This window comes from Scytonema sp. NUACC21 (assembly GCF_054684315.1).
Genome location: NZ_BAAFZH010000083.1, coordinates 15,235 through 40,682 on the forward strand (window position 1 = coordinate 15,235; position 25,448 = coordinate 40,682).

Sequence of the window (25,448 nt, forward strand, 5' to 3'; positions counted from 1 at the left end):
TTATCAACAAGACGTAAATCCCAAGTCAGAAGTTATAGTCTGTCGTATTTTCCCAGACATAGGATAAATAGGGCAGGCAAAAACAATTATGTAAGGTATAACTTAAAACGCGAGCTCAAGTACACAAGAGGAATAATAGTGTGCTCTATTTAGCAGAAGTACAAAAACAAAAAGGCGGCTTACTCAGTGGTGGTGGCAAAACAGAGCTGAAATTGTTGGCTTGTCAGCGCAACGACCAGAGTTGGAGTACAGTCTCAGAAGAAGTGATTGCAGGCGAAGAAGCTAGCAAATTAAATGATGGAGTGCTCATACTCGTTGAACTCACTCCCAATCGCCAAGTGCAGCGGGTTCAGGAGGCAGGACGCCCATTAATTAATATCTTGCAGAACTTTTCCCGCCAGCTGGAAAAATTCAAGGTCAAGGAAGAAGAAATCGATCAGTGGAAGCAGTCACTCACCTTTCAAGCGCAAGAACTCAATCGCCGCGAACTCGATCTCGAAACGCGTTTGGAACAACTGCAAAACATGGAGGAGGAGTTTCAACGCTTTGAAGCGCAACGCCAAGAAGTAGAAACAGCGCGGGAGGAAATGGAACGACTGCGGTCAGAAATTGAGCGCAATCGGCAAGAATTAGAGGGCGCATGGGAGCATTTGCGGGGTGAACAGCGTCGCTTAGAAGAGTTTAAAGCGGAATGCCAGCAAGGGGCTGTGTTGGATGAAGAACAGAGCAAAGTTCTTAAGGATTTACTCCATCGGCTATCAACAACTGTTGCGCCCACAGAAATAGTGCGGGAAAATCTGAATCTTGCTTTAGAAGTATTAAACAGACAGCAAGCTGCTCTCAACCCACAGTGGCAACAACAGGAACAGGAAAAAACTACTGTGGATCGACAGCAAGAAGAAGTTAACCGGTTGTCCCAAATACTCTCAGAACAAAAAAATCAATGGGAGCAAGCCCAGCAGTCTTTGGAACAGCAAATAGCTGAGATAAAAGTGAATACGATCGCCGTTGCAACCAAACAGCAGTATGCTCGTTCCCTGAAAGAGCAGTGGCGATATCAGGAAGAGTTACACGGGCAAATTGGTTTCCTTGCTGCCATATCTAATGATGTAGTGCCTACTCCTAAAGTTGATGTAGCCTCTTTAGAGAAGATATCCATAGAACAACTGCAAGACACGGTGCGAGACTTACAGCAAAAGTTGAATATAGACTCTAACTTTGTTAACGAGCAAGAACAAGAACTCAAAGAAAAACAAAAAACTATTGAAGAACTGCAAAATAAGATAACCCAAGCCACAGGAGGAACTCGTTCTCAACTAGAGGCTGAATTAGCAGACGAATATGACCTCTATCAAATGTTAAACCAAACTTTGGTGGGACAACGTCGCAGTCTGCACGAACGGATGGAGATTTGCAAGCAACACCAAATTGTACTGCTGCAAAGACAAGGAAAAACCCCCGGTCCCGAACTAGAAGAGCAAAGCACCAATTTCAAACAAATTCTTTCACTTATCGAAAAGCAACGACAGCAAAACTCACAAGAACTGCAAAACTTGGAAACTGAGATTGAGCAAATGCAGGCTAGTCTTGAGCAAGCACAAAGCGCCATCGAGCAACTTACTCAACAGCAGCTGACAAAGCGTCAGGAACTCCAAACTATGGAGCAAAACTTGCTGTCCCTGCAAGTTGCAACGGCCAAAACCCAAACTCGGTTGAATTTCTATGAAGATTTACAACCTATTCAGGATTTTACAGACGGGTTGCGCCACAAGCTCGAAGCAATTGCTGAATCTGTGGCTAAGGTGCAGGAAACAAATGATTATCAACTCCAAGCTATTACCCAGATGCGTCAAACACTTGAAACTATTATGTAAATTAAGTCGCCCTGTACTTGGGCGAAAGCACCTCCAGGAAATGGATCGGTTTGCGAACGGTTTGGTGCTGCAATCAAAGCGGTTAGTTTTTCAATGTGCTCGAAACTGGGGGCTACAGAAAGTATTTGCAACAAGACTTGACGCATAACACGACGCTGTAATGCTAGTGGTGCTTGTTGCAATATACGACGATTTAGGGCAATGGATGGTTTATCTGTGGGGCTTGGAGATCTCTTATCCGCTAAATTATCCGTTGCTAACATAGCTTCTTCCCGCAATTGATGGGCAGCTTTTTCTAAATATTCCACTTCTGCTTGCAAGATTTCAGCCGTTTGGGCTAAGGCTGATTCAACTTGGCTATTGAAGTTTTCTTGCAAATATGGTATAATGTGTTTCCTAATACGGTTTCGGGCATATTTCAATTCAAGATTAGTCGAATCTTCCCAAATTGGAAGCTGAAAATCTTGGCAGAATCGCCCTGTTTGCACGCGAGTTATTTCTAATAGGGGACGTACAAGCAAAATATTCCCAACTAGCAAACGCTGCCAGGTTAATGCTTGTAACCCATCTGCACCTGTGCCACGAATTAAGTTATAAAGTAAAGTTTCAGCGCGATCGCTAGCGGTGTGACCGGTGACGATGCTATCAAACTCATTTTCAAGAGCAATTGTACTTAAAACGCTATACCGCCAATCTCTTGCAGCCGCTTCACTACTTGGCGGTTCCCCAGCAGTTTGCAAATAAAACGGAACATCCCAAGCTTTAGCCAGGTTTTCCACATGACTGGCATTCGCTTGGGAGTCAGTACGCCAACGATGGTCGCAATGGGCAATACCCAAATGCCATCCCCATTTTGGTTGTAAATCTAAAAGTAGTTTGATCGAACACAGGGAATCTTGCCCGCCAGACACTGCAACTAACAGCCGTTGGTTGCGATGGAATAGACGGCGTGCGCGGATGGTGCGGTGTATTTGTGCATGGAGAGGCGTCCAAGGTTTGGTCATTTAGCTATCTGGAATTTGCCAATCAATCTCTGGCTTATCAAAAGAGCGCAATGCTGAATTGATAGCGGAGAAAGGTTTGCTACCAAAAAATCCGTTCCGTGCCGATAGTGGCGAGGGATGCGCGGATTGAATAACGGTATGTCGTTGTGTATCTATTAACTTTAACTTCTTTTGTGCATAACCACCCCAGAGAACGAAAACAACAGGGTCTGTCTTCTGATTAACCTTACTAATAACCTCATCTGTAAAAGTTTCCCAGCCTTTATTCTTATGAGAATTTGGCGTGTGTGCGCGTACAGTTAATACTGCATTTAACATCAAAATACCTTGTTTTGCCCATGTGACAAGGTAGCCATTATTGGGAATAGGAAAACCCACATCATCTTTAAGTTCTTTATAGATATTAACCAGAGATGGCGGAGGTTTAATACCAGGTTTCACTGAGAAGCACAATCCGTGTGCCTGGTTATCGTCATGATAAGGATCTTGTCCGAGCAATAGGACATTTACCTGTTCGTATGGTGTCAGTTCAAAAGCTGAAAAGACATTTTCTTCAGGAGGGTAGATTGTGTGAGATTGTCTTTCTTCCTTAAGAAAATTTTGAAGTTTTTGAAAATAAGGTTTGTCAAATTCTTCAGCAAGTACAGCCTGCCATGAGGCGGGTAACTGGGAATATGTCAAAATGTTTTCCTCTACTAATTGCGATAGCTTCGCTCCTGCCCTCTGGGCAGATCGCTCATTTGTCAACTAAATCATGACTAATTCGTAGTTCTAATTTTTAATAAAAATTATGAACTACAAATTATTTTGATAACTCAGTAAGTCGGCACAATAAAACATAACTATGTGGACTGCTGTTAAGAGCCTTAAAGTCGGTGTAACTACTAACCACTAAAAGCCCTAACAGATAGTTCTGTTTATTCTCACCCACCTACTTATTCATCAACACCAATTTTTTCGCATACGTTTTGCAGAACGCATTCCCCACATTTTGGTTTTTTCGCCGTGCAGGTATAACGCCCGTGAAGAACAAAGGCTGGTCCCCAAAATGTCCATTCTTCCTGTGATACCAGCTGCATCAATTCCTGCTCTATTGTCTCTGGAGTTTTACGTTTTGTTAACCCCATCCGCTGGCTAACACGAGCCACATGGGTATCAACAATAATGCCAGAAGGAGTATTGAACGCAGTATTGAGGACAACGTTAGCTGTTTTGCGTGCGACTCCGGGTAGGGTTACCAATTCTTCTATAGTTTTGGGCACCTCTCCCCCATATCTCTCAACCAAGTCCCGGCACATACTTTTGATTGTTTTGGCTTTATTGCGATAAAAACCAGTGGGCTTAAGTTCTTCCTCTAGTTCTAGAATATCGGCATCAGCATAAGCCTGGGCAGTAGGATACTTAGGAAACAGAGTTTTAGTAACTTTATTTACACGCTCGTCCGTACATTGTGCGGCAAGAATTGTTGCCACGAGAAGCTGAAGCGGGGTTTCCCAATCTAATTCATATTTAGCGTTTGGGTAAGTATATTTTAGCTTACTAAGGATTGTTTCAATAGTTTGGGTACTAATTGACATCAGAATAACGTTATTAATTTGACGGTACTATGCCCGTTATATACGTTTATGAAGAGTTTGGCAAAGTAGACTCAGGTGCCACCTGACTTTTGATGAAATACTCTGGGTTTGTCAAGGTAGCTCCTTGGTAGCATAAAGCTATATGTACTGTTTATAGCTTGTGCAGACTGCCATGTCATTTCTATCCAAACTACGTTCGTCTATTCTTATAGGATTTTTCCTCAGCCTCTTTATAAGTGCAGGTCTGTGGGTAGGTAATTTCACCAATACTGCTACACAAACAGCAGTTGCACCTGTATCTGGTGTTGCCCTAACCCAGGGAGTCAAGAAAACTGTCTTAAGTAATGGTTTAACGGTACTGACGAAGGAAGTTCACACTGTACCAGTGGTGAGCGTACAAGTCTGGTACCGAGTAGGTTCTCGTAACGAGAAAGCTGGGGAAAGCGGCATTTCCCACCAGCTAGAGCATTTGATGTTTAAAGGTACCACCTCGCGCCCAGTGCAATTTGGTCGGTTGTTTAGTGCTTTAGGCAGCCAGTTCAATGCCTTTACCAGTTATGACGAAACTGCTTATTTTGGTACAGTGCAGCGGGATAAACTTGATGCACTGCTAACCTTAGAAGCAGACCGCATGGAAAGTGCTTTGATTCAATCTGACCAACTGACGAGTGAGAAACGCGTTGTTATTTCAGAACTGCAGGGGTATGAAAATTCTCCTGGATACCGCCTCAATCGTGCTGTAATGCGATCTGCATTTCCCCAACGAGCTTATGGTCTACCTGTGGGAGGTACCAAAGCCGATGTGGCACAATTTTCACTAGAGCAGGTACGCAATTATTACCAAAGATACTACAGCCCTAACAATGCAACACTCATCGTTACGGGAGATTTTGATACTCAAGCAGTCCTAAATGCTGTTAATACAACCTTTGGAAAACTACCAAAACCTACACAAGGGAACAAGGAAACGATTTCCCCTCCTCCCCCTCTCTCGCCTTCGCTTCTTCCTTCGTCCGGTACCAAACCACCCATTGTCCTAAAAGAGCCAGGAAGTGCAGCGTTGTTACAAGCTGTCTATCCTTTACCTAATGTCAATCATCCAGATGTGCCTGCAATTGATGTGATGGATGCTATCCTCACGGGTGGGCGCAGTTCTCGTTTATACCAAATTCTAGTGGAATCTGGTTTGGCTAGCTCGGTCAGTGCTAGTCCTGTAGAACTCATTGAACCTGGTTGGTACGAAATTAATGTGACAGCAGCTCCTGGTCAACAACTCTCTAAAATTGCCCAAGTCCTGCAACAGTCCTTAGCTCAATTGCAACAAAAGCCGGTTACTAGAGAAGAATTGAACCGGGCAAAAACACAACTTCAAGCTTCTTTTGTCTTGAATAACCAAGATATTACCAGTCAGGCAAGCCAATTAGGTTACAGCCAAACTATTGCCGGAGATTATCGTTATATTGAGCGCTATCTTGAGGCAATAGGCAAAGTCTCGCCAGCAGATGTCCAGCGAGTCGCAAAAAGTTACCTCAATCCCGCTCAACAAACAATTGGCTTTTTTGAACCCACTCTTGCAGATGGTAAACCAGGAGCTTCTGGTGTTGGTTCCGGTCGCACTGTGGAAAACTTCAGCCCCGGTAAGCCTGTAGATCCGGCTGAACTCGCTAAGTATCTCCCGGCTGCTAAAGCAACCACTGCTTCGACAAAACAGCCGCTTCCAGAGCAATTTATCTTTAAGAATGGTTTGCAAGTTCTTTTACTTGCGGATCGCAGTGTCCCCACTGTTAACTTGAGCGGTCAGATTGAAGCAGGTAGTGTATTTGACACAAATCAAAACGCGGGCTTGGCAAGTCTTGTTGCTACTAACTTGATGAATGGGACGCGAACTCAAGATGCTTTGTCTCTAGCACGGACTTTGGAAGACCGAGGAGTTAGTTTGGGATTTAACGCGGCTCGGGAAGGTATCAGTATTACTGGCAATGGGTTGTCGGAAAATTTACCATTATTAATTCGGACTCTAGCGGATGTCCTGCAAAATGCGATTTTCCCAAACAACCAACTCGAACTCAGCCGTCAGCGATCGCTCACGAGTCTAAAATTACAGTTAGATGACCCTCGCGGATTGGGAAGACGGGTATTCCAACAAGCCATTTATCCTGAAAATCATCCGTTCCATAGTTTTCCTACTGAACAAAGCTTAAAAAGTATTACTCGCGCTGATGTGTTGCGCTTCTATCAGGAACACTACCGACCAGATACAACTACCATCGCTCTGGTAGGTGACTTTAATCCAACTCAAGTCAAAACTTTGCTCAATCAAGCTTTTGGCGAATGGAAAGCTGAGGGAAATCCACCAAAATTCAACCCGGCTTCAGTGTCTTTACCGCAAAAGATCACCCAACTCACCCCAGTTATTCCAGGCAAGGCAGAGTCTGTCACCTACATCGGTTACAATGCTATCTCGCGGAAAGACCCCCGTTTCTATCCTGCTTTGATAGTTAATGAAATTTTAGGCGGTGATACTTTATCTAGCCGATTGGGTACCGAAGTGCGCGATCGTCAAGGTCTCACCTACGGTATTTACAGTGCTTTTGCTGCAGGTATCAATCCCGGTCCATTTTTAATTCAAATGCAAACCGACCCCAATGATGCTCAGAAAGCTATTAACAGCACTGTCGCTTTGCTCAAGCAGTTGCGGGAACAGGGCATTACTGAAGCTGAGTTGAACGCTGCAAAACGTTCTATTACAAACAGCTATCCCGTGGAATTAGCTAATCCTGCTGACGTAGCAAACATGATTTTAGGAAATGCTGTTTACGGGCTTTCACCCGCAGAAATCCGGGAGTTTCCCAAGCGTATAGAAGCGATTACTATGGCTCAAATCCAACAAGCAATTCAGGAGTTAATTCATCCAGATAAACTGGTGATTGTTACCGCAGGACCCAAAGCGTGAATTAAGTATAAAGTGTGAAGGATGAAGGATAAAAGTAAAGACAATTGTCAATTGTCAATTGTCAATTGTCCTTTGTCCTTTGCTGAAGGCAAATGAGGAATGTCCAAGAACAAGGGACGACCAACACCTGTTAACTTTTAATTTGTACCAACTTACAAAACCTGATTGGTTGACATATGTTTTTTAACCCAGTACCCTCTTGGTGGTTTTTCGATGCCATAAGCCTTGCACCATTTTTCTATAGCTTTGTCAGATAAGCCAAAATCTTTAGCTATCTGGATTGTTGGCTTTTCCCAAACGAGCTTCTGGAGTTCTTCTTTGGTAGGTCTTGGTACTTTTCGAGAATGAATTCTTGCGTCAGTATTGACCTTCCTCGTGGTTAAATCAACTCCAAACTCCTTGTAGGTTCGCTTGGGTGCTTCTTCGGTGAACTCTGTAAAATCTTCCCACCAATAGAAAGGCTTGGGAGATTTTGGTAGTATTGTTCTGATACAACAACCGCCAAATTTAATGGCCGGATAAATAACTTTATCTATATCGGGTAAATAAATAGCATAGAAGTCAAAGTCATCTGCTTGGTACTTTTTCTCATGACAGCCGTTTTTATCTACCCAACTCGTTTTGTTTTTTACTGTGTTATCAGCAGTGAACTTAGCTTGTATTCTGTAACAATTCCCGTGTTTGTAGGCAATTAAATCAAAGGCCAAATGTTCGCAGACAACAGGTGTAAAAACAGAGTAGCCCTTGACTGTTAAGTCTGCTATTGCTTTGGCAGCCGCAATATCCGCTTTATTTTTTGTATGATGTAACAATATTAACCCTCTATTAGGTGAATTTAGCGTAGCACCTTGATAACCATAAAAGATTAACATTTTACTTAAACGAGCGCGGCAGGACTCGAACCTGCGACCAACGGATTAGAAATCCGTGGCTCTATCCACTGAGCTACGCGCCCAAATAAAATTGCTGGCTGTTTAAATAGTCAGTTTTCATATTATAGCTGTACTACCTGCCAAAAGGCAAATTAAAATTATTGCAGATTTCACACAGTCAAGGCTAAGATCCAAGGCGCTAGATATGATATGTACAATCAAAATCCCGTCTATGAGGTATTTGTTAGTTATATTGATTGGTCGATGGGTTTGCTTCGGCAAACACGCTTAACTTCATACCGGGCTGTATCAGTTGCTGTGCAGCCAGTATGCGATGATTTTTCCCATGTATAGACCGCCCCGGTGAGGTGATTTGCCAGTGTCATGTTTATATTGAAACGGCAGGATGTAGAAATATCCACCATTCAGCACCCAACGCGAGAGCAGCAGGTGCCCATCCTCTATTATCAAGGGCAAACTTTTCGGTTAATTAACGTCTTCAAAGCCAGTCAAGAAGAAGATGCCAAAGCTTTGTGGAGAGATTTAACCGATAACCGTGGCAAAGCCTGTGTTCTACTAGAGGAACCCGATCGCTACAGCGTTTGGGGTAAAGTTCGTTTAGAGCAGATAGGTAGTGACACGGGTGGCAGTAGCAAAATGGCAATTTTTACACAAGCCTGTTTTGTGCTGCTGCAATCCGTTTACGTTGATATAGAAGATTTTTTAGGTTCCAGACAAGCAACACTATTTCAAAAAGGTGTTGCAGAAGTTATGCAGCAAGGGCAATTTCCTCAGGTATCCTCACCAGAGGCAATCAAAAACGTGCTAACTATGGATCTCAAACAGCTAGCCCAAATGCCAAGTTGGCAAGAACATCATGTCATTACGTTCTTGCAGGAACTGCATCGGCTAGCAAAGGCTTATTTTGGGAATACCAACTTTGCCCATCAGGTGGGCGAAAGGTTACAAGATTTGCCAGAAGGCGAGCGAACGCTCTTTATCAATTGGTTAAAACAATCGACCTTGAGTAAACTGTGGCATTAACTTACAGCAATTTTCATGTATGTTAAATTGACGAGTTGCTCTGGAAAATTGCTTTTTTTAAACGGTCAATGAGCCAAAAAAACTGCTAGAGTGCATTTATACAGTAAAGTTCTATGAGTAGCGCTTACAACAAGACACACCGAAGTAAATCCATGTTATCAACCCAGAACATCGTTTTAACAAGCGTGGGCTGGGGTGTACTGGCACTGTTATACTTTATGTTATTTAGTGCCAGAATTCCAGATGCAGATGGCATAGAAAAACGTGCTGATTGGTACCTACTGGGTACAAATATTTTTGAAGCAATAGCTTACCTGGGCGCTGGTGTCTTATGCTTAAGAAATTGGCGCAGCCCGCAAATTGTGAGTGGACGAAATGTGTGGTTGGCAATCGGCATCGGTATGCTTTCTTATTTCCTGGGAGGGATAATTTTTGGTTATACCGAGATAGCCTTGGGAAAAGAACCTGTCCTTTCTCTGGCAGATGTGTTTTTTGTGGCAACCTATTTGTTACTAGGTGTGGGCATGGTATTGGCTGTAGCTTCCAGACGACTGAATCTAGAGACTTGGCAATGGGCGATTGTGCTAGCGCTGGCAATTTGTGGCAGCGCAGTAGCATGGTTGATTTCCGGTCAGCCCCCAACCGAAACTGTGAAAGCTCAAGTGCCAACGTGGGAAGAAAATATGGCGGCAATTTTAAACTGGTTTTACATCGTAAGCGATGTACTGCTACTCGTGATTGCCACCACCCTACTGCTAGCCTTTTGGGGCGGAAGAGTTTCCTTATCTTGGCGGATGATAGCAGCAGCAGCCTTTTCCCTATACGTAGCAGATATGTGGTTTAAATATGCCACAAATTGGATTCCCAATTACCAAAGTGGAGAGATACTAGAGGTATTTTGGGTGTGGAGCGGAGTTTTATTTGGCTTGGGCGCTGTCCTAGAACATGACGCATCAATAAACCGTTCGCGGCGTACAGGTGGAAGAAAAAGAACTTAGATAGAAGAGTGGTTGGTGTCCTACCGTGAGAAAACTAACAGAGTCAGACAAACAAGAAATTCTTAAGTTATATCGTGAAACTGCTGAAACGACCTCGACTTTGGCAGAGCGCTACGACGTGAGTAATTCCACGATTAGCCGCTTGCTAAAAAGCACTTTGCCAGAAGAGGAATACGAATACCTTGTTTCTTTAAAGCGTGCTGCTAGAACTCCTGAAGGCAGGGCACAAGTCAGCTATGACAATATACCCGTGTTTACATCAGCACGACAAGAAACACAACAGGAACAACCAGCTCCGCCTCCTGTAATTGTACCTCCTGTTATTAAGGTTCAAAAACAAGAGGAACCAAAACAGGAGAAACCATCTAAACCTGTGAAAGTTGTTGAGTCAACACTATCTCCGGCTAGACGGGTGAAGCGGCGCTCATCGTCTCCTGAATCAGACGAGCAACAACAGCCACGTTTGTCAGTTGTTGAGGAACCAGTAGCTGAGCAATTGGAACTTCTAGAACACAAACCGCAAGAAATCACAAACATTCCCAGCCCACTGGAAGAAGTCACTCATCCAGAAGCCAATGTGATCGCGGAAATGTTTGGCGAAGACTTGCTAGATGAATCCGATGATTTGGATGATTTAGACGACGAAGACGATGAAGATTATGACGACGATGAGGACGACGATGAAGATTTTGAAGAACGCCCGCGTCTAGTCACAAGATCTAGGTCAAGTGATAGCCAGGTTCGAGTCTTACCTCTGTCAGCTGCAGCTTTGCCAAAAACTTGTTATTTGGTAATAGACCGTTCTTCTGAATTAATCACCCGCCCCCTGAGAGATTTCGGCGATTTGGGACAAATTCCTAACCTGGAAACCCAGCAAAGAACTCTACCAGTGTTTGATGCGCAGACCGAGTAAATGGTCTGAATAAAGGTGCTGATGTGTATATGGTCAAGCCTTTTGAGCCAGAGGAACTGGTAGCACAGGTAGAATCTTCTCTCAAGCAGACCATTCGCTGGAAAGAACACCAAGCAAAGGGAGGGGAAAACGGTTCCCGCATCCAAGTTCCCTTTGATGTCCAACTAACCCCAACCGAACTCAAAGTTGTCCAATTTGTGGCTAGAGGCTTAGCTAACCGCGAAATCGCTGAAGAATTAAATGTCAGCCAGCGGACGGTTGAAAGTCACGTGTCCAATATGTTGGGCAAAACTAATCTCCACAATCGCACCGAACTAGCACGGTGGGCGATAGAAAACCAAATGGCATAAGCTGATTGCGATTTTGGTTTTTAGATTGGGAATCCAAAATCCCGCTACTTGCGGGACTCGGGGAGAACCCTCCAAAGTTTCAAGCGGAGTTAACCTCCGCTCTAAACTTCTCTGGGTAACGCAGTAGTTAAAAAAATCTAAAATCCAAAATCTATATAGTTACCAACCATCTTCTCCTGTAACCACCGGGTGCTTGATTTCTAAATTAAGTTCATCTAGGTAGGTCAAGGCGCTGGCAATTTGGAAAACTGTTCCTCGTAGCTCCAAATCAAAGCAGCCATGTTGCGGTACATCCTCAGTGAGTTGCGCGGCAGCGATATTTACCGTAACTCCAGAGTGAGTAATTAATCTGGAAATAACGGGCTGTTCGTGCATCTCTTTGGGAATGTTAACCGTAACGCGAGTTTGAGTGCGTCTGTTATCTCGAAAATTTTTGGTAGATTTACCCTGTTTGATCAGTAGTGCCATAGTAGATTTCCCCTAGAAAACGAGATGATGGGGGTTCTCTATTGCGAGAATTTTTTCACCCCATCAAATACAGGAATATCACTCTTTTTAACACAATACAAGGTTCTACGTCGTTATTGTTTCAAAAAGTATAATTTATTAGTCAAAATAGTGTTGTTTATCACAATTTTTTCTACCTCAATGTACCCCCAACTGTTCTGTCTCAAAGTAGGGGAGAAAAGGGCTTTTGGTATTTTTTTATAGTTTTTGTTTCGGCTGTCAGTACCTATTTATTGGATATTGAACTTTAGTTCGTGACAAATCGCAGAGAAAATGCGGCTATAGGTTGTAAAGTTTCTTATCAGCGTCGCTTTTCCTCATTGACCGCGACCCCTTACAGAAATTTCCCTTTTTCTAAATAACACTAAAAATAAAATTTCAAATGTTTTTTAATTATCAATTATTTGTTATACCTTAACTTTTTTGAGCTACTGGTATTTCGATCGCAAATTCCGCACCCTTTCCAGGCTCAGATATTACCATAAGGTTACCGTGGTGCTTTTGAATAATTTGGTAGCTGATTGCCAATCCCAGACCCGTTCCCTGATTTACAGGTTTAGTTGTAAAGAAAGGTTCAAAAATTTTATTTTGTATTTTAGAATCAATCCCCGGTCCATTATCTCGAATTGTGACTCTAATGAAATCATCATTGATAGTTTCTGTTGCGATCGCAATTTGTTTTTGAGATTCTTCTTTTTTCTCTTGTAAAGCATCAATTGCATTGCTAAGGATATTCATAAATACCTGGTTAAGTTGTGCAGGATAACACTCAATCAAAGGAATATTTCCAAATTCTTTAACAATATCAATTCCCTGTTTCACTCTATGATTCAAGATTAACAAAGTACTTTCAATTCCCTCATGAACATCCACTATTTTCTTGTCAGCTTGATCCAAACGAGAAAAATTGCGTAAAGAGAGCACAATCTCACGTATACGCTCAGTTCCAAATTTCATGGAAGAAATGATTTTGGTTAAATCTTCTATCATAAAATCAAAATTCATAGCTGTAGCTTCATCTTGAATCTTAGAAGATGGTTTTGGGTATTCTTCCTGATAAAGTTGAATCAAATTTAACAAAGATTGAACGTAGCTTTCCAAATAATCAAAATTGCCATAAATAAAATTAATTGGATTATTAATTTCATGTGCCACTCCTGCAACCATACGACCCAATCCAGACATTTTCTCAGTCTGAATAAGTTGAACTTGAGTTGCCTGCAATTCCTTTAAGATATGCTCTAATTCGTATGCTTGAAGTTGAGCGGTGACGGTTGCAGTGGTGAGTGCTCTAAGATTATTGTAGGCTTTTGAATGGTAGCGGAGGCGGGCAATCAGTTCTACTTTATCGGGTAGCTTAATCAGATAATCATTCGCCCCTTGAGCAAAGGCTTCTGCCTTGAGTTCCGGTTCTTCTTTGCTGGATAGCATAATAATAGGTATATCACAAGTGGCTGCATGAGACCGAAACCAACGCAGCAACATCAAGCCGTCTATTTCAGGCATAACTAAATCCAGAAGAATCACTGTTGGAGAAATTTCCATTGCCTTTTGGATTGCTTGAGCGGGATTGTTGACGTAGTGAAAGGAAATATCTGCTTCATTTGCAAGAATTCTATGGACTGCTTCACCAACTATCAACTGATCGTCAATCAGCAGAAGTTTTACAGTAGGTGTATTGGAAAGCAGAACAGACGCGTCGCTTGTTTTGGTTTGTCCCTTTCTCCACTTGGACATCAGAGATAATATTTTTGTGGAAAGTTGAGGGACTGCTTCTGCTTGCACGGTCATATAGCTCCTCTGATTTTTTGTAGCTTTTGTTACTTAAAAAAGTGATACTTTGCTGGGTATACTGATTATATCCCAGTCAATTTAAAAGCTTAAATTATTTGCAATTATTGATGAATCACTCAGATTCTCTTTTTCTCAAGAATAAATATTATTGACAAGCAATACTTTGCATATCGTAAAACCACGTAAATACAATTGTATAAAAAATACGATTCAAGAGATGGCGTAGGTTGGGTTGAGGAACGAAACCCAACACATACAAATTCCCAATTGTCTTTACAAAAGATTGATAGGTAAATTCTTATTTAGAAGTCGCGAAAGGATATTAATTCTGGTTGGCGCTCAAATTACCAAAATGTTTCTGTAAGTCCTTCATGCAAGCATTGGCGATCGCGTCAACTGGTAAAACCTCTGCGGCTGCATCTAGTTCCAAGGCTGCTTTGGGCATACCATAGACAACGGAAGTTTGTTTATCTTGAGCAATGGTATACCAGCCTGCATCACGCAAGAGTTTTAAGCCTTGGGCACCATCTCGACCCATGCCTGTTAACAGTACACCGACTCCATATCCAGCCCAATAATTGGCAACACTCTTAAAGAAGACATCAATAGATGGGTGGTAGAAACAATTCAACGGTTGCTTGTCATAACTAAGGGTCAAGTCAGGGCGCATGATGAGATGATGATTTTTTCCAGCAACCAAAACTATACCCATCTGTGGTGAAAAACCGGAGATGGCAAGCTGCACGGGCATGGGTATTTGGTCGTCCAACCAAGCTGCAAAGCCCGGAGCAAATTGGGCATCAACGTGCTGGACAACAATAAAGGCAGCTTGAAAACCTTTGGGAAATTTGGAGAGAATGGTAGCCAATGCTTGGGGCCCTCCAGTAGAAGCCCCTATAACAATCAGAGGTTTGTTTCGCTGAGTGAGTTGTAAATGATGGCTTGAACTTTTCCCAAGCAATCTGGCGATCGTTGCAATTTTATTGAGTAGCCCACTACCATCAATTGTCTGCTGACTGTAACTCATGGCTGGTGTGTTGATGGCGTCCAATGCTCCGTAGCCCATTGCTTCAAAAACCTTGGCTGCATAACGATTGACACTGGCAGTTACCATGAGAATGGCACAAGGAGATTGGGTCATGATGCGCCTTGTGGCTTCTACTCCATCCATACCGGGCATAAGTACATCCATTAAAATCAAGTCAGGAGTATCCACTGCACACTTCGTTACAGCTTCAACACCATCATAGGCAACCCATACCACCTCATACTCTGGTTTTGTAACCACTACCCGTCGCAGTGCCTCTACTGCTATCAGCGCATCGTTGACAATAGCAATCCTCACGGGTTAAGCATCTCCAATTAAATCAATTACAGCTTGTAGTAAAGTGTCATCATGAAAACTACTCTTGGTTAGATAGTAATCTGCTCCTGCTTCTAACCCTTGAAGTCGGTCTTCCTCTCTATCTTTATAAGAAACGATAATCACGGGTATGTGCTTCAGCTTAGCATGAGTTTTAATTTGCCTCGTTAGTGCAAAACCATTCATGCGGGGCATATCAATATCTGTAACAACTAAATCGCAATTACCTCCATGTAGAGCGTTCCAACCATCGATACCATTAACTGCCACTTCGACTTTGTAACCATTGTTTTCTAAAAGTTTGCGTTCCATTTCGCGTACAGTAATGGAATCATCAACCACTAAGATACGCTTGTGTATTTTGGTGGTGGTTTGGCGGGTGGCTTGATTCACCTGGCTTGCTTGCCCAGTTGAAAAAACTTTAGCAATAGAACGTACCAAATCCTCGACATCCACAATTAATACGGGGGAACCATTGTCCATCAAAGCAGCAGCACTGATGTTGGGTACTTTCCCAAGACGGGGGTCTAATGGTCTGACAACTAAACTGCGCTCTCCCAGGTATCGGTCTATAACCAGCCCATAACGGTTTGTACGATCGCCGATGGCAATTGCACTGAGCATTTCTGAATTGACAACAGACGGAGGTAACTCCAAAACTTGACGTGCCGACACCAACTCAATTGGTTTATTATTCATGAGGAAAAAAGAGCGATTTTCTGATGTGAAAATCTCAGACCTAGAGAGCATGAGCACCCGTTCAATCCGTGACAGTGGAAACGCGTATGGTTCACCTGAAATTTCCACCAGTAGGGCTCGAATCACTGATAACGTCAGCGGTAATTGCATACAAAAACTCATGCCCTTTCCCGGTTGGGAGACAGCCCGCACAGTTCCTCCCACCTCACGTATGGTGTTATCAGCGACATTTAACCCGACTCCCCGACCTGAAATCTCGGTGACGGTATTGGCTGTGGAAAAGCCCGGTAAAAATAGGAATTCCATTAACTCGCTTTCAGTGAGTTGAGCAGCCATTTCTGCATTCGTCAGTTGTTTTCTGACAATTTCCAATCGCAGAAACTCTGGATCGATCCCCCGACCATCATCTGATACAGAAATAAAGAGCATTCCTGCGCGATGGGCAACTTCAATTTGAATATTTCCTTCTTCCGGTTTACCAGCTGCTAAACGCTCTCGGGGTGACTCAATGCCATGATCTACTGCGTTCCTCAGCATATGAGTGAGGGATACTTCCAAGCGTTCGAGAATGTCTTGATCCACTAAAGTGGATTTACCCACTATCTCAAGCTTGACTTTTTTACCTAATTGCTTGGCGATGTCGCGGATCATTCGGGGAAAGCCTTGTCCACCTTCAGCAAACGGACACATTCGAGTGGCAATGACTTGTCGATAGAGTCGATCTGCAAGGTTGGTAGAACGTTGAGAAAATAGCTCTAGTTCGCTGTAGCGATCGCCCAATAGTTGTTGATATTCGCTGGCTTTTTGACGAACTGCTGTCAACTGCTCGTCAATCTGCCGCTCTAAATGACGGTTTGCTAATAATTCTTGTAACTTCTCCAAGGAGTCGGATAACTCTGTGTAGCTTGCTTTTAGCTGTAAGAAAGAATCAGCAAATGGCTCCAACCACTTTGCCTCAACTAGGGATTCTCCTGCTAGCCCCATTAATCGATTGAGATTATCTGTACTCACTCGTACTACTTGCTTGGAGGTGTTAGGGGGAGTGTTTGAGGGAGGGAGGGAGGGAGGGAGTGTCTGAGGGAGGGAGTGTCTGAGGGAGGGAGTGGTTTGGATGTGAGCGATTGCTGTGATGAGCGATTTGATTTTGGTATCTTCTGGTGGTTGCTCGTTGGGGTTTTGTATACAAATATCTGCTATGTGCAAGAGTATATCTACTCCTTGCAGTAAAATATCTATGTCAGCCGTTGTGAGGGTAATTTGTTCTGCTTGAGCTGCGGCAAAGCAGTCTTCCATAATATGAGCAAGGGTTACGGCTGCATTAATGTGAACAATTCTGGCAGCACCCTTAATGGAATGAGCTGCCCGCATTAAGGCTGTCAGTTCTTCTTTGGACTTTGGTTGACTCTCTAGTGCCAATAAGCAATTAATCATGACAGCAACTTGAGCCTTGACTTCCATGCAGAATAACTCTACCAAGGAAAGATTACTAACATCGGGGTCATCTTTCATGACGTCACCTTTTTGCTTAAAGTATGAAATAGCAGTTCGTCATCCAAAAAGCTGACACTGCGATCGCGCCACTTTAACAAACCTTTAGTATAGGTATGGCTTCCTTGGGTACCTTTGGGAGTGTCAAGCAATTCATCTTGATGGCAGCTATGTACCCCATACAGTTCATCCACAGTAAATACCCAAACACCACTACCTGCTTTTTCCACCACAACCATACGCGAATAAACCACAGGGCTTAAAGCTTGGGGTGGAGTACTGGCAATTTCCAGATTCAACAAATGGGTTAAAGAAATACACAATTGCAATTCACCTCGAATACTCACCAATCCCCGCAAGATTTGGTTAGTACGATACGGTATCGTATGAATGACACTGGGTGGAGTCGTTTCTTTAAAAACTCGGGCTGGGAGTGCCAACCATTCACGTTGCAAGCGAAAGATAACAACTGTGAGAGTTTCCGTAGCTAATAAAGCATGAGTTGGAAGATAGCTTTGTGCTGAGAACATCGCTGGTTTGTTCTCAGTCTCTGTGCCAGATTCAGCCAATAACTGAGTCCGTTCACGCCGATAGTTTTCAGGAATCGAACGTTCTAATAATTGACGCCCGGTTGCAGAGTAAACAGGACAATTCCGACAGTGACTAAAAGTAGTGAGTTTTGAACAGGTACAATCGCCTGCAACACCAGTCACGTTCCAGCAAAAATCAGTATCTGAGTTTGATAGGGCAGTAAAACTACTCATGGAGGCTATTGTTGATTGTATGGGTATAGTTCCGTTATAAAAGACCTACTCAAAGCTACTCAAAACTAGTCATTCTCGTTACTGGACTAGTTGAACTTTGATGCTTAATTCCTGCTTCACACTGGTGAGTTTGCCTTTAAGAAAATGGCAGTGTTTGAGTAGAATTTTCTGTCTTGACTTGAAAGCGAGTTATTTCCTGACGCAATCCTTGGGCAACTTGATTGAGTCGAGTAATGGCATTGTTAATTTCTCGCAAAGAATCTGTTGTTTGGATTGAGGTGTTGCTCAACTGCACCATAGCATCGCTGATTTGTTGCGCCCCCTGCGATTGTGCTTCCATTCCAGAGTTAACCACTTCAAATCTTGGTGTCAATTCCTGCACTTGCTCAATGATTTGAGACATTTGTCCGCTAATATTGGCGACATCTTCCACACCCTGACCCACTTCTTTAGCAAATTTATCCATCTCCATCACACCAGCTGATACAGAAGATTGCATTTGCTTGACCATTTTTTCAATTTCTAAGGTGGCGACAGCTGTTTGGTCTGCCAAACGTCGAATCTCTCTAGCAACCACCGCAAACCCCAAACCATACTCTCCAGCTTTTTCTGCTTCAATCGCTGCATTTAACGATAGCAAATTGGTTTGGTCTGCTACTTTAGTAATCGTCACCACAATATTGTTAATATTATTTGCCTTTTCGCTAATCACTCCCAAACGAGAAGCAATAATATGGGTTGCTTCCCCCAATTGGCGCATGGTGGTTTCCATGCGTAGGAGGTCTTTTTGACTCTTATTTGCTGCCGTTGTAGTCCCTTGTGACATCAGTGCCACTTCTTCCATAGTTTTAACCAGTTCTTTGGAGGTGACAGCTATTTCTTTAGCAGTAGCTGCAACTTCATTGGTAGAAGCTACTTGTTCGGTCATCGTAGCTTCTAATTGTTTCCCCGAAGCTGCTATTTGGGTGGATGAAGTCGTTACTTGAATCCCAGACTGCTGCACTTGACGAACCAAAGAGTTTAAGTTGTCTGTCATGTTTTTTAGCACAGCCATTAATTTACCTATGACACCATTGGAAGTAGCTTCAACCTGGGTTGTCAAATCTCCATTAGAAACCCGTTCTGCTAAGTTAAAAGCATTTTGTAAGGAGCGACTTAAGGCACGGCTGGGAATAAGAATTGTAGCAAGTGAAACAACTAAGACAGTGGTTACAATACAGAAAAATGTTGCCCAAATAACAAAATTTGCCAAGGCTTGGACTTGGCTTGCTTGTTTTTGTTGCTCTTCTATATTTTGATTTTCTAGTTGAATCATCTCATCCAGCTTTTGCCGAATTCGATCCATAATTTTTTTACCTTTATCTGAAACAATCAGATTTAATACTTCTTGTTCTTTACCACTTCTTTTTAAATTGATTGTTTCCTCCAATTCATTAATTTTTTGCTCCGATAAAACTTCAATTTCATCAAAAATTTTTTGTTTGATCGGTTGAGTGGCAATTTTAGGTTCTAATTCTAAATAATATTTTCGTATTTGAGTTTTTGCTTTTTCATATGGTTCTAAATATGCTTGATTTTTGGTAATAATGAATCCTCTTTGTCCGGTTTCAGCATCAACTAAATTTTTCTCAATCTCTTTTAATTGATTTTTTACGTCATGGGTTAATATTAATGAGTTGGCAGAATTGATGAGAGCATCATTTGTTGCTTTAGAAAACAAGCTAGCAATACCTGTTAATATGACGATAATGCTGCATCCACTTAAAACAAATTGATTAATTTTTATCCCTTGTTGCATATATTTAGTATGTTTGTTTTCTTTGAGTTTCCATTATTTTGGATAAGTCGGTCGGCGCAAAAAATTATGATGTCTCAGCATCCACTCAAGTTTTTTCCAATTCTCTCAATTGTGATTCAATGGCATAAGTATGTATAACTCTGTTGATTTTGACACAAAACTAGCAATTCTCGTTAAGGCAACGATGACTCCAAATCTACCCAATACAAATTGATTAATTCCTATTCCTGTTTGCATATTCTTAAACCATATAATTTTGAATCAAGAATAATCTCTAAAGGTTATTTAAGCCCTTGATAATGACTTTTATTGTGCTTGTAAATTTTGCTATAGTGATTTTTCTGCCCTCTTACGCCAACCTATTTATAAGCTTTGTAGAATTGCCAATCCGAGTTGATGAAAAATCTTCTGCCGTGACTTTAAAGCGAGACATTTCATGGCGCAACCCTTGGGCAACTTGATTTAGTTGATTAATAGCGCTGTTAATTTCTCGCAAAGAATCTGTTGTTTGGGTTGAGGTATTACTCAATTGCATCATGGCATCACTAATTTGTTGCGCCCCCTGCGATTGTGCTTCCATTCCAGAGTTAACCACCTCAAATCTTGGTGTCAATTCTTGTACTTGCTCAATGATTTGTGACATCTGTTTGCTGATACTAGCCACATCTTCTACGCTTTGTTCCACTTCTTTAGCAAATTTATCCATCTCCATCACGCCAGATGATACAGAAGATTGCATTTGCTTGACCATTTTTTCAATTTCTAAAGTAGCAACAGCTGTTTGGTCTGCCAAACGTCGAATTTCTCTGGCAACTACCGCAAATCCCAAACCATACTCCCCAGCTTTTTCTGCTTCAATCGCTGCATTTAATGACAGCAAATTGGTTTGGTCTGCCACTTTCGTAATCGTTACCACAATATTGTTGATGTTGTTTGCTTTTTCACTGATTGCGCCCAGCCTCGAAGCGATGGTATTGGTGGCTTCTCTGAACTGACGCATGGTTGTTTCCATGCGGAGTAAATCTTTTTGACTACTGCTGGTTGCTGTTGTCGTGGCTTGTGACGTAACTGCCAATTCTTCCATAGTTTTGACTAGTTCCCTGGAGGTGGCAGATATTTCTTTGGCAGTGGCTGCGACTTCGTTAGTGGAAGCTACTTGTTCGGTCATCGTAGCTTCTAACTGTTTGCCTGAAGCAGCAATTTGGGTGGCTGAAGTTGTAACCCCAATACCGGAGTTTTGTACTTGACGAATTAAGGCATTCAGGTTTTGGGTCATGATTTGGAAAGATTTTAATAGTTTTCCAATCTCGTTATTACTGTTTAATTCAGCATCAACAACAGAGTATGTTAAATCTCCAATAGAAATTTGCTCTGCCGCTTTTACTGCCCTAGCAATTCTTACTTCTAAAAATTTGGTAATGAACAAACTTGCTAAAATAGCTACTAGTAAACACACTATAGAAGCTATAATAGCCGACAAAATCATTATATTTATAGATTGATTTGTTAAGAAAATACTTTTGTCTAAAATCTCTTTTTCTCTATTATCAAAAGCATCACTAATTTTAAGAAATCTTTCAAGATATTCTTTCCCTCCACTGAAGAATAGAACAAGTTCTTTTTGAGTCTTGTTCTGATTTAATTTAATATTGTTTTGAACAAAGCTATCGTAGTCTTGATAAATTCTATACATCTCATCTAGTCTAGCTCGTTGTTCTGGAGATTGAACTGTATTGGATATAAGAGCAAAATTGTCTTGAAAGGTTTTTCGATCGCTTATATATAGCTCTAAAGCATCTTGATTGATTTTTGGCTCAATAAAGTACTGTCGTATTCGTCTATCCATATTTAAAATTGCTTGAGTTACCACTTGTTTTTCATCAATGATAGTTTGCGCTCTATTAACCGTCTTAAAGGTGTCTGCTGATTGATTGGCTGTGAAGTAGGCTATTATGCTAAATCCTAAAATTAAAATTGTAGGGATTGAAAACCCAACTATAACTAGGTCTTTGATTTTCCAGTTGGCAAACATCTCTCTTGTCCTTATCTTTTGGATGTGTTTAAAACCGCACTCTGTAGCATATGGTTTGGGGAACATTTCGATAGAAGTACTTGCTTTAAGGGGTTTTTAAGTAAAACAGTCTCCCAAAATTGCTGGTGCGGGCTTATAGCCTGCTACTCATATGTAAAATATTCACAGCCGCAATGTATGCGCTCTTGCGCTACTACGAGCCTAAGAACATTTTACGTTTAATGTGTTTGAGCTACTTACAACCTGTTTGTTACAGGTAATATAGACTACAAGTTTTGATTCTTGAAGGTACAAAAAGACCCTCAGTTGCTAGAATTCCCTGTTGGTCAAATAGAGTAACAGTTTGCACATTAAAATTTATATGGATTGGGAACTAGAACTGGGAAACTCATCCCCCTCAATCCCTATCTTTCTTCTTCCGCAATCTCTGGATTCGTTGCAATAAAAGATGAGCGCTGGTTCCATCTCCCTGATGTTCCCTCAGCAATGCCAAATGAATTAATGCTTCTTCGCAATCTGGTTGCAGGTATATGGCTTTTTTAAAAAGTTGTGTAGCTTGTTCTTCTTGTCCTGTTGCTTGCTGTATCTGCCCCAGTAGAACGTAGGCTTTGGCACTGCTGGGGTTTTGCCTGAGATAGTCGTTGCACAGTTGAATGGCTTCTGGAAAGCAACCTCGATCTGCTAAAGTTCTTGCTGTTTCTAGTAAATCTTCGTTTGACTCGTTTAAGAGTTTTACTTTTTCTAGATTGGAAACTAGTTGTTTATTGTTAGGGATGGATGGTTTGAGAGAAGTTTTGTCGGTGGGACGGTGCTTTTTGACAACGGTTTTACAATGGTTGGATTTTATTGAACTATGAGGAATCCCTGACTTTCGGTAAGCAAAGACCATTGGCTGGCTAATGGGAATGAATTTTGTGTTGAGCAACCATCCAGCTTCGCCATGCCCTACAAATAGCAAGCCTTTCTGGGTTAGCAATCGTTCCAGAACTCCAATGGTTTGTTCTTTTGTGGCTCGGTCAAAATAAATTAAGAGATTGCGGCAAAAGACAATATCGTAAGATGGTGTAGCAGCTAAAAAATGAGAATCTGCTAGGTTCCCTTGCATAAAATTGACCGTGCATCTCACCTCTTGGCACAGTTGGTATCCAGTTTCAGTGAGTTGGAAATACCGCTCTTGGAAAAAAGGGGTTGTACCGCGAAATGAATATTGGCTGTAAATTGCTTGTTGGGCAACTTGCAAGCTTTTTTTGCTAATGTCTACAGCGTCAATACGAAAGTTGGCAGCCGTTAACCCAGCTTCTAGTAATGCGATCGCAATCGAATAGGGTTCTTCACCCGTCGAACATGGAACGCTCAGTATTCGCAATACGCGATTTTGGTTATTTGTCAACCATTCAAACAATACGTAATTCTTGAGAAAATTAAATGATTCTCTTTCTCGAAAAAACCAAGTTTCAGGGATAATAATGCTCTCAACAAAAGCTTCCCATTCTTGAGGCGATTCCTGCAAAAGCCCCAAGTAACCAGCCATAGTGGACATTCCGCAATCTGCCATTCTGTGATGAATGGCTCTAGCGATCGTGCTAGAACCAATTGAGTTTGCGTCTAAACCAATTTTTTGTTTTAGTAAACTTTCAATGACAGATTGTGGCATTGGGTGGGGGTTAGTGGTTAGGGGTTAGTAGTTAGTGGTTGGTGGTTGGTGGTTAGGGATAATAGATTGGCTTGTGAGAACAGGTATTCTGTGCGGATACACTGAATCATGCCTTGGGCGTCTAAGATTATCTTGCCCAAATAAGGGGCTGCATCTACCTCAATGTTTGGATCGACCATGTCAGCATCAGAGGTTTGCAACGTTTCTACAACTTTTTCTGCCATTAAACCCACTAGATGAGGCGTTGCCGATTTTGAAGTTTCGTTGCGATCGCTTCCCCAAGAGTTTATGAGTACGATGCGAGTACTAAGATGCTCGCAGCACGGTTTATCGCGCATTAACTGGCACAGGTCAAGTACTGGTACAATACGCCCTCGGTAATTAAAAACACCAGTAACGTATTTAGGTGTATGGGGTAGGGTTTTGAGAATAACCAGGGGAAGGACTTCTACAACCTGCTGACTTGCTATAGCGTAAATTTGATTATCAATATTAAGTAATAAAAATAACATCTATAGACCTTGTAATATGGATCGAGTGAACGCAGTTTAACTCAATCTTGCAAGGTTGATAAATAGAGAAAACACTTGAAATTGGGGGTTGGGTGCAAATCACTATTCTCTAGCTTAACAACTCCAGTAGGACGTGGATTTTCAGCCAGTTCATAGACTTTTGTTTTTATTCGTTGCTGTAAATCTTTTGGCAATTTTTCTGGTTCTTGCGTACTTAGCGTGCTATTTTTATTGAAAAATAAGCTTGAGCCCAATGCTAGCCAAGCATAACAGCCATTCATTTGTAAACTGTTAGCAGCTAAGTAGCCGCGTGTCACGTCTTGTTAGGGAATCATCATGAGACAACTGGTTATCACCGAGCGTATATGCCTTACCGGTCACATTTTGGCAAAGGCTTTTGGTCTGGCGGGTATTCTATTGGTCATACCCCATGCCGAAGTTATTCTGAACTTAGGAGGGGGGGTTGGACAAACAGCTATGCAGTTAAGTATGGCTGATGGCGGTGTGGTTGATATTATTTTTGGGACGGTCGCTGTCTCAATTTTTGCATTCCGAGTATTGGGATGGCGGGCTTGGCTGTCATTTATGCTGCCATCTGTCTTGATTTCGGTAGGGAGTGAATTATTGGGAACTAGCACTGGGTTTCCTTTTGGAGACTATAGTTACCTAAGTGGTTTGGGATATAAAATTGCAGGGCTAGTTCCGTTTACAATTCCTTTGTCTTGGTTCTATGTGGGCTTGTCTGCCTATCTCATCGCTCGTGCAGGTCTGAAGGTAGCTGAAAAACCAACTTTACTGCGTCAAATAGCTGCTGTGCTTCTTGGTGCTTTACTCTTTACTAGTTGGGACTTTGCCTTGGAACCAGCGATGAGTCAAACCCAATTTCCCTTTTGGTTTTGGGAACACCCAGGAGCGTTCTTTGGGACACCTTATCAAAACTACGCTGGTTGGTTTGGCACTAGTGCGTTGTTTATGGGTGTAGCAGCACTGCTGTGGAGAAACACACCTGTTAAATTAGAGCGATCGCAACTCAACGTGCCAATTATTGTATACTTGAGCAACTTTATCTTTGCTGCTGGTCTCAGCTTGGGTGCTGGGTTTTTTATACCTGTTTCACTGGGGTTAGGACTTGGAGTTGTTCCCGCTTTAACACTTTGGTTGTTTGCCACCGCACCAACCAATCTCACAGTCACACCTACGGCAACCACTGAAGTTTCTGTAGCAAAGATTGAAGTAGCTGTCAAGTAGAATT

At 42.1% G+C, this 25,448-nt stretch carries 20 protein-coding genes, 1 tRNA gene and 1 pseudogene; 7 read left to right on the top strand and 15 right to left on the bottom strand.

Features of this window, described 5'->3' with window-relative positions:
• Positions 1-140 precede the first annotated feature (140 nt).
• On the top strand, positions 141-1,874 hold the full coding sequence (gene hmpF / locus ACYRY3_RS19390) for a pilus motility taxis protein HmpF (RefSeq protein WP_460203243.1): 1,734 nt from the start codon (positions 141-143) through the stop codon (positions 1,872-1,874).
• Here the strand turns inward: hmpF and tilS are convergent.
• From tilS to nth, 3 genes are all read right to left on the bottom strand, one after another.
• Positions 1,850-2,878, bottom strand: a complete 1,029-nt coding sequence (gene tilS, locus ACYRY3_RS19395; RefSeq protein WP_460203244.1) for a tRNA lysidine(34) synthetase TilS — start codon at positions 2,876-2,878, stop codon at positions 1,850-1,852. The genes hmpF and tilS overlap by 25 nt on opposite strands.
• Entirely contained in the window at positions 2,879-3,559 is a 681-nt protein-coding gene (gene ung, locus ACYRY3_RS19400; RefSeq protein ID WP_460203245.1) for a uracil-DNA glycosylase, read from the bottom strand.
• A gap of 254 nt (positions 3,560-3,813) precedes the next feature.
• Positions 3,814-4,455, bottom strand: a complete 642-nt coding sequence (gene nth / locus ACYRY3_RS19405; RefSeq protein ID WP_460203247.1) for an endonuclease III — start codon at positions 4,453-4,455, stop codon at positions 3,814-3,816.
• A gap of 172 nt (positions 4,456-4,627) precedes the next feature.
• On the opposite strand from nth, the gene ACYRY3_RS19410 reads away from it, so the two are divergent.
• The gene (locus tag ACYRY3_RS19410; protein ID WP_460203248.1) at positions 4,628-7,408 is read left to right on the top strand and encodes a M16 family metallopeptidase; all 2,781 of its coding nucleotides are present in this window, start codon (positions 4,628-4,630) and stop codon (positions 7,406-7,408) included.
• A 152-nt stretch (positions 7,409-7,560) separates the two neighbouring features.
• On the opposite strand, the gene ACYRY3_RS19415 is transcribed toward ACYRY3_RS19410, so the two are convergent.
• Both ACYRY3_RS19415 and ACYRY3_RS19420 read right to left on the bottom strand, forming a co-directional pair.
• Complete coding sequence (locus ACYRY3_RS19415; RefSeq protein ID WP_460203249.1) at positions 7,561-8,220, bottom strand: group I intron-associated PD-(D/E)XK endonuclease; 660 nt, start codon at positions 8,218-8,220, stop codon at positions 7,561-7,563.
• Positions 8,221-8,290: 70 nt separating this feature from the next.
• Positions 8,291-8,363, bottom strand: a tRNA-Arg gene (locus ACYRY3_RS19420).
• Between the two features lie 301 nt (positions 8,364-8,664).
• Between ACYRY3_RS19420 and ACYRY3_RS19425 the strand changes: the two genes are divergently transcribed.
• The 4 genes and pseudogenes from ACYRY3_RS19425 to ACYRY3_RS19440 form a co-directional block, all read left to right on the top strand.
• Positions 8,665-9,324 carry an Npun_F0813 family protein gene (locus ACYRY3_RS19425; RefSeq protein WP_460203250.1) on the top strand — a complete coding sequence of 220 codons (660 nt, stop codon included), beginning with the start codon at positions 8,665-8,667 and terminating at the stop codon, positions 9,322-9,324.
• A 113-nt stretch (positions 9,325-9,437) separates the two neighbouring features.
• The gene (locus ACYRY3_RS19430; protein WP_460203251.1) at positions 9,438-10,322 is read left to right on the top strand and encodes a hypothetical protein; all 885 of its coding nucleotides are present in this window, start codon (positions 9,438-9,440) and stop codon (positions 10,320-10,322) included.
• Positions 10,323-10,347: 25 nt separating this feature from the next.
• A complete protein-coding gene (locus ACYRY3_RS19435; RefSeq protein ID WP_460203252.1) occupies positions 10,348-11,235 on the top strand; it encodes a transposase in 888 nt (295 codons plus the stop codon).
• Positions 11,223-11,585: pseudogene (locus ACYRY3_RS19440) on the top strand (response regulator transcription factor); the annotation flags it as partial. The gene ACYRY3_RS19435 and the pseudogene ACYRY3_RS19440, both read left to right, overlap by 13 nt.
• A gap of 159 nt (positions 11,586-11,744) precedes the next feature.
• Here the strand turns inward: ACYRY3_RS19440 and ACYRY3_RS19445 are convergent.
• The 10 genes from ACYRY3_RS19445 to ACYRY3_RS19490 all read right to left on the bottom strand — a co-directional run bounded on the left by ACYRY3_RS19445 (position 11,745) and on the right by ACYRY3_RS19490 (position 24,513).
• Positions 11,745-12,053, bottom strand: coding sequence for an NIL domain-containing protein (locus ACYRY3_RS19445; RefSeq protein ID WP_460203253.1), 309 nt, complete (start codon positions 12,051-12,053; stop codon positions 11,745-11,747).
• A gap of 453 nt (positions 12,054-12,506) precedes the next feature.
• Positions 12,507-13,883, bottom strand: coding sequence for an ATP-binding protein (locus tag ACYRY3_RS19450; RefSeq protein ID WP_460203254.1), 1,377 nt, complete (start codon positions 13,881-13,883; stop codon positions 12,507-12,509).
• Positions 13,884-14,208: 325 nt separating this feature from the next.
• Positions 14,209-15,231: a chemotaxis-specific protein-glutamate methyltransferase CheB gene (cheB, locus tag ACYRY3_RS19455; protein ID WP_460203255.1), complete on the bottom strand. Its 1,023-nt coding sequence runs from the start codon at positions 15,229-15,231 to the stop codon at positions 14,209-14,211.
• Positions 15,232-15,234: 3 nt separating this feature from the next.
• Positions 15,235-17,457, bottom strand: coding sequence for a response regulator (locus tag ACYRY3_RS19460; RefSeq protein ID WP_460203256.1), 2,223 nt, complete (start codon positions 17,455-17,457; stop codon positions 15,235-15,237).
• Entirely contained in the window at positions 17,454-18,200 is a 747-nt protein-coding gene (locus ACYRY3_RS19465) for a chemotaxis protein CheW (protein ID WP_460203257.1), read from the bottom strand. The genes ACYRY3_RS19460 and ACYRY3_RS19465 overlap by 4 nt, the downstream gene beginning before the upstream one ends.
• Before the next feature lie 136 nt (positions 18,201-18,336).
• The gene (locus tag ACYRY3_RS19470; protein WP_460203258.1) at positions 18,337-19,998 is read right to left on the bottom strand and encodes a methyl-accepting chemotaxis protein; all 1,662 of its coding nucleotides are present in this window, start codon (positions 19,996-19,998) and stop codon (positions 18,337-18,339) included.
• Between the two features lie 349 nt (positions 19,999-20,347).
• Positions 20,348-22,030, bottom strand: coding sequence for a methyl-accepting chemotaxis protein (locus ACYRY3_RS19475; protein ID WP_460203259.1), 1,683 nt, complete (start codon positions 22,028-22,030; stop codon positions 20,348-20,350).
• Between the two features lie 397 nt (positions 22,031-22,427).
• Complete coding sequence (locus tag ACYRY3_RS19480) at positions 22,428-23,684, bottom strand: CheR family methyltransferase (protein WP_460203260.1); 1,257 nt, start codon at positions 23,682-23,684, stop codon at positions 22,428-22,430.
• 17 nt (positions 23,685-23,701) lie between these two features.
• The gene (locus tag ACYRY3_RS19485; protein ID WP_460203261.1) at positions 23,702-24,196 is read right to left on the bottom strand and encodes a chemotaxis protein CheW; all 495 of its coding nucleotides are present in this window, start codon (positions 24,194-24,196) and stop codon (positions 23,702-23,704) included.
• Between the two features lie 41 nt (positions 24,197-24,237).
• Entirely contained in the window at positions 24,238-24,513 is a 276-nt protein-coding gene (locus ACYRY3_RS19490) for a type II toxin-antitoxin system RelE family toxin (protein ID WP_460203262.1), read from the bottom strand.
• 19 nt (positions 24,514-24,532) lie between these two features.
• On the opposite strand from ACYRY3_RS19490, the gene cruF reads away from it, so the two are divergent.
• Entirely contained in the window at positions 24,533-25,444 is a 912-nt protein-coding gene (cruF, locus tag ACYRY3_RS19495; protein WP_460203263.1) for a gamma-carotene 1'-hydroxylase CruF, read from the top strand.
• The last annotated feature ends 4 nt before the right edge of the window (positions 25,445-25,448 follow it).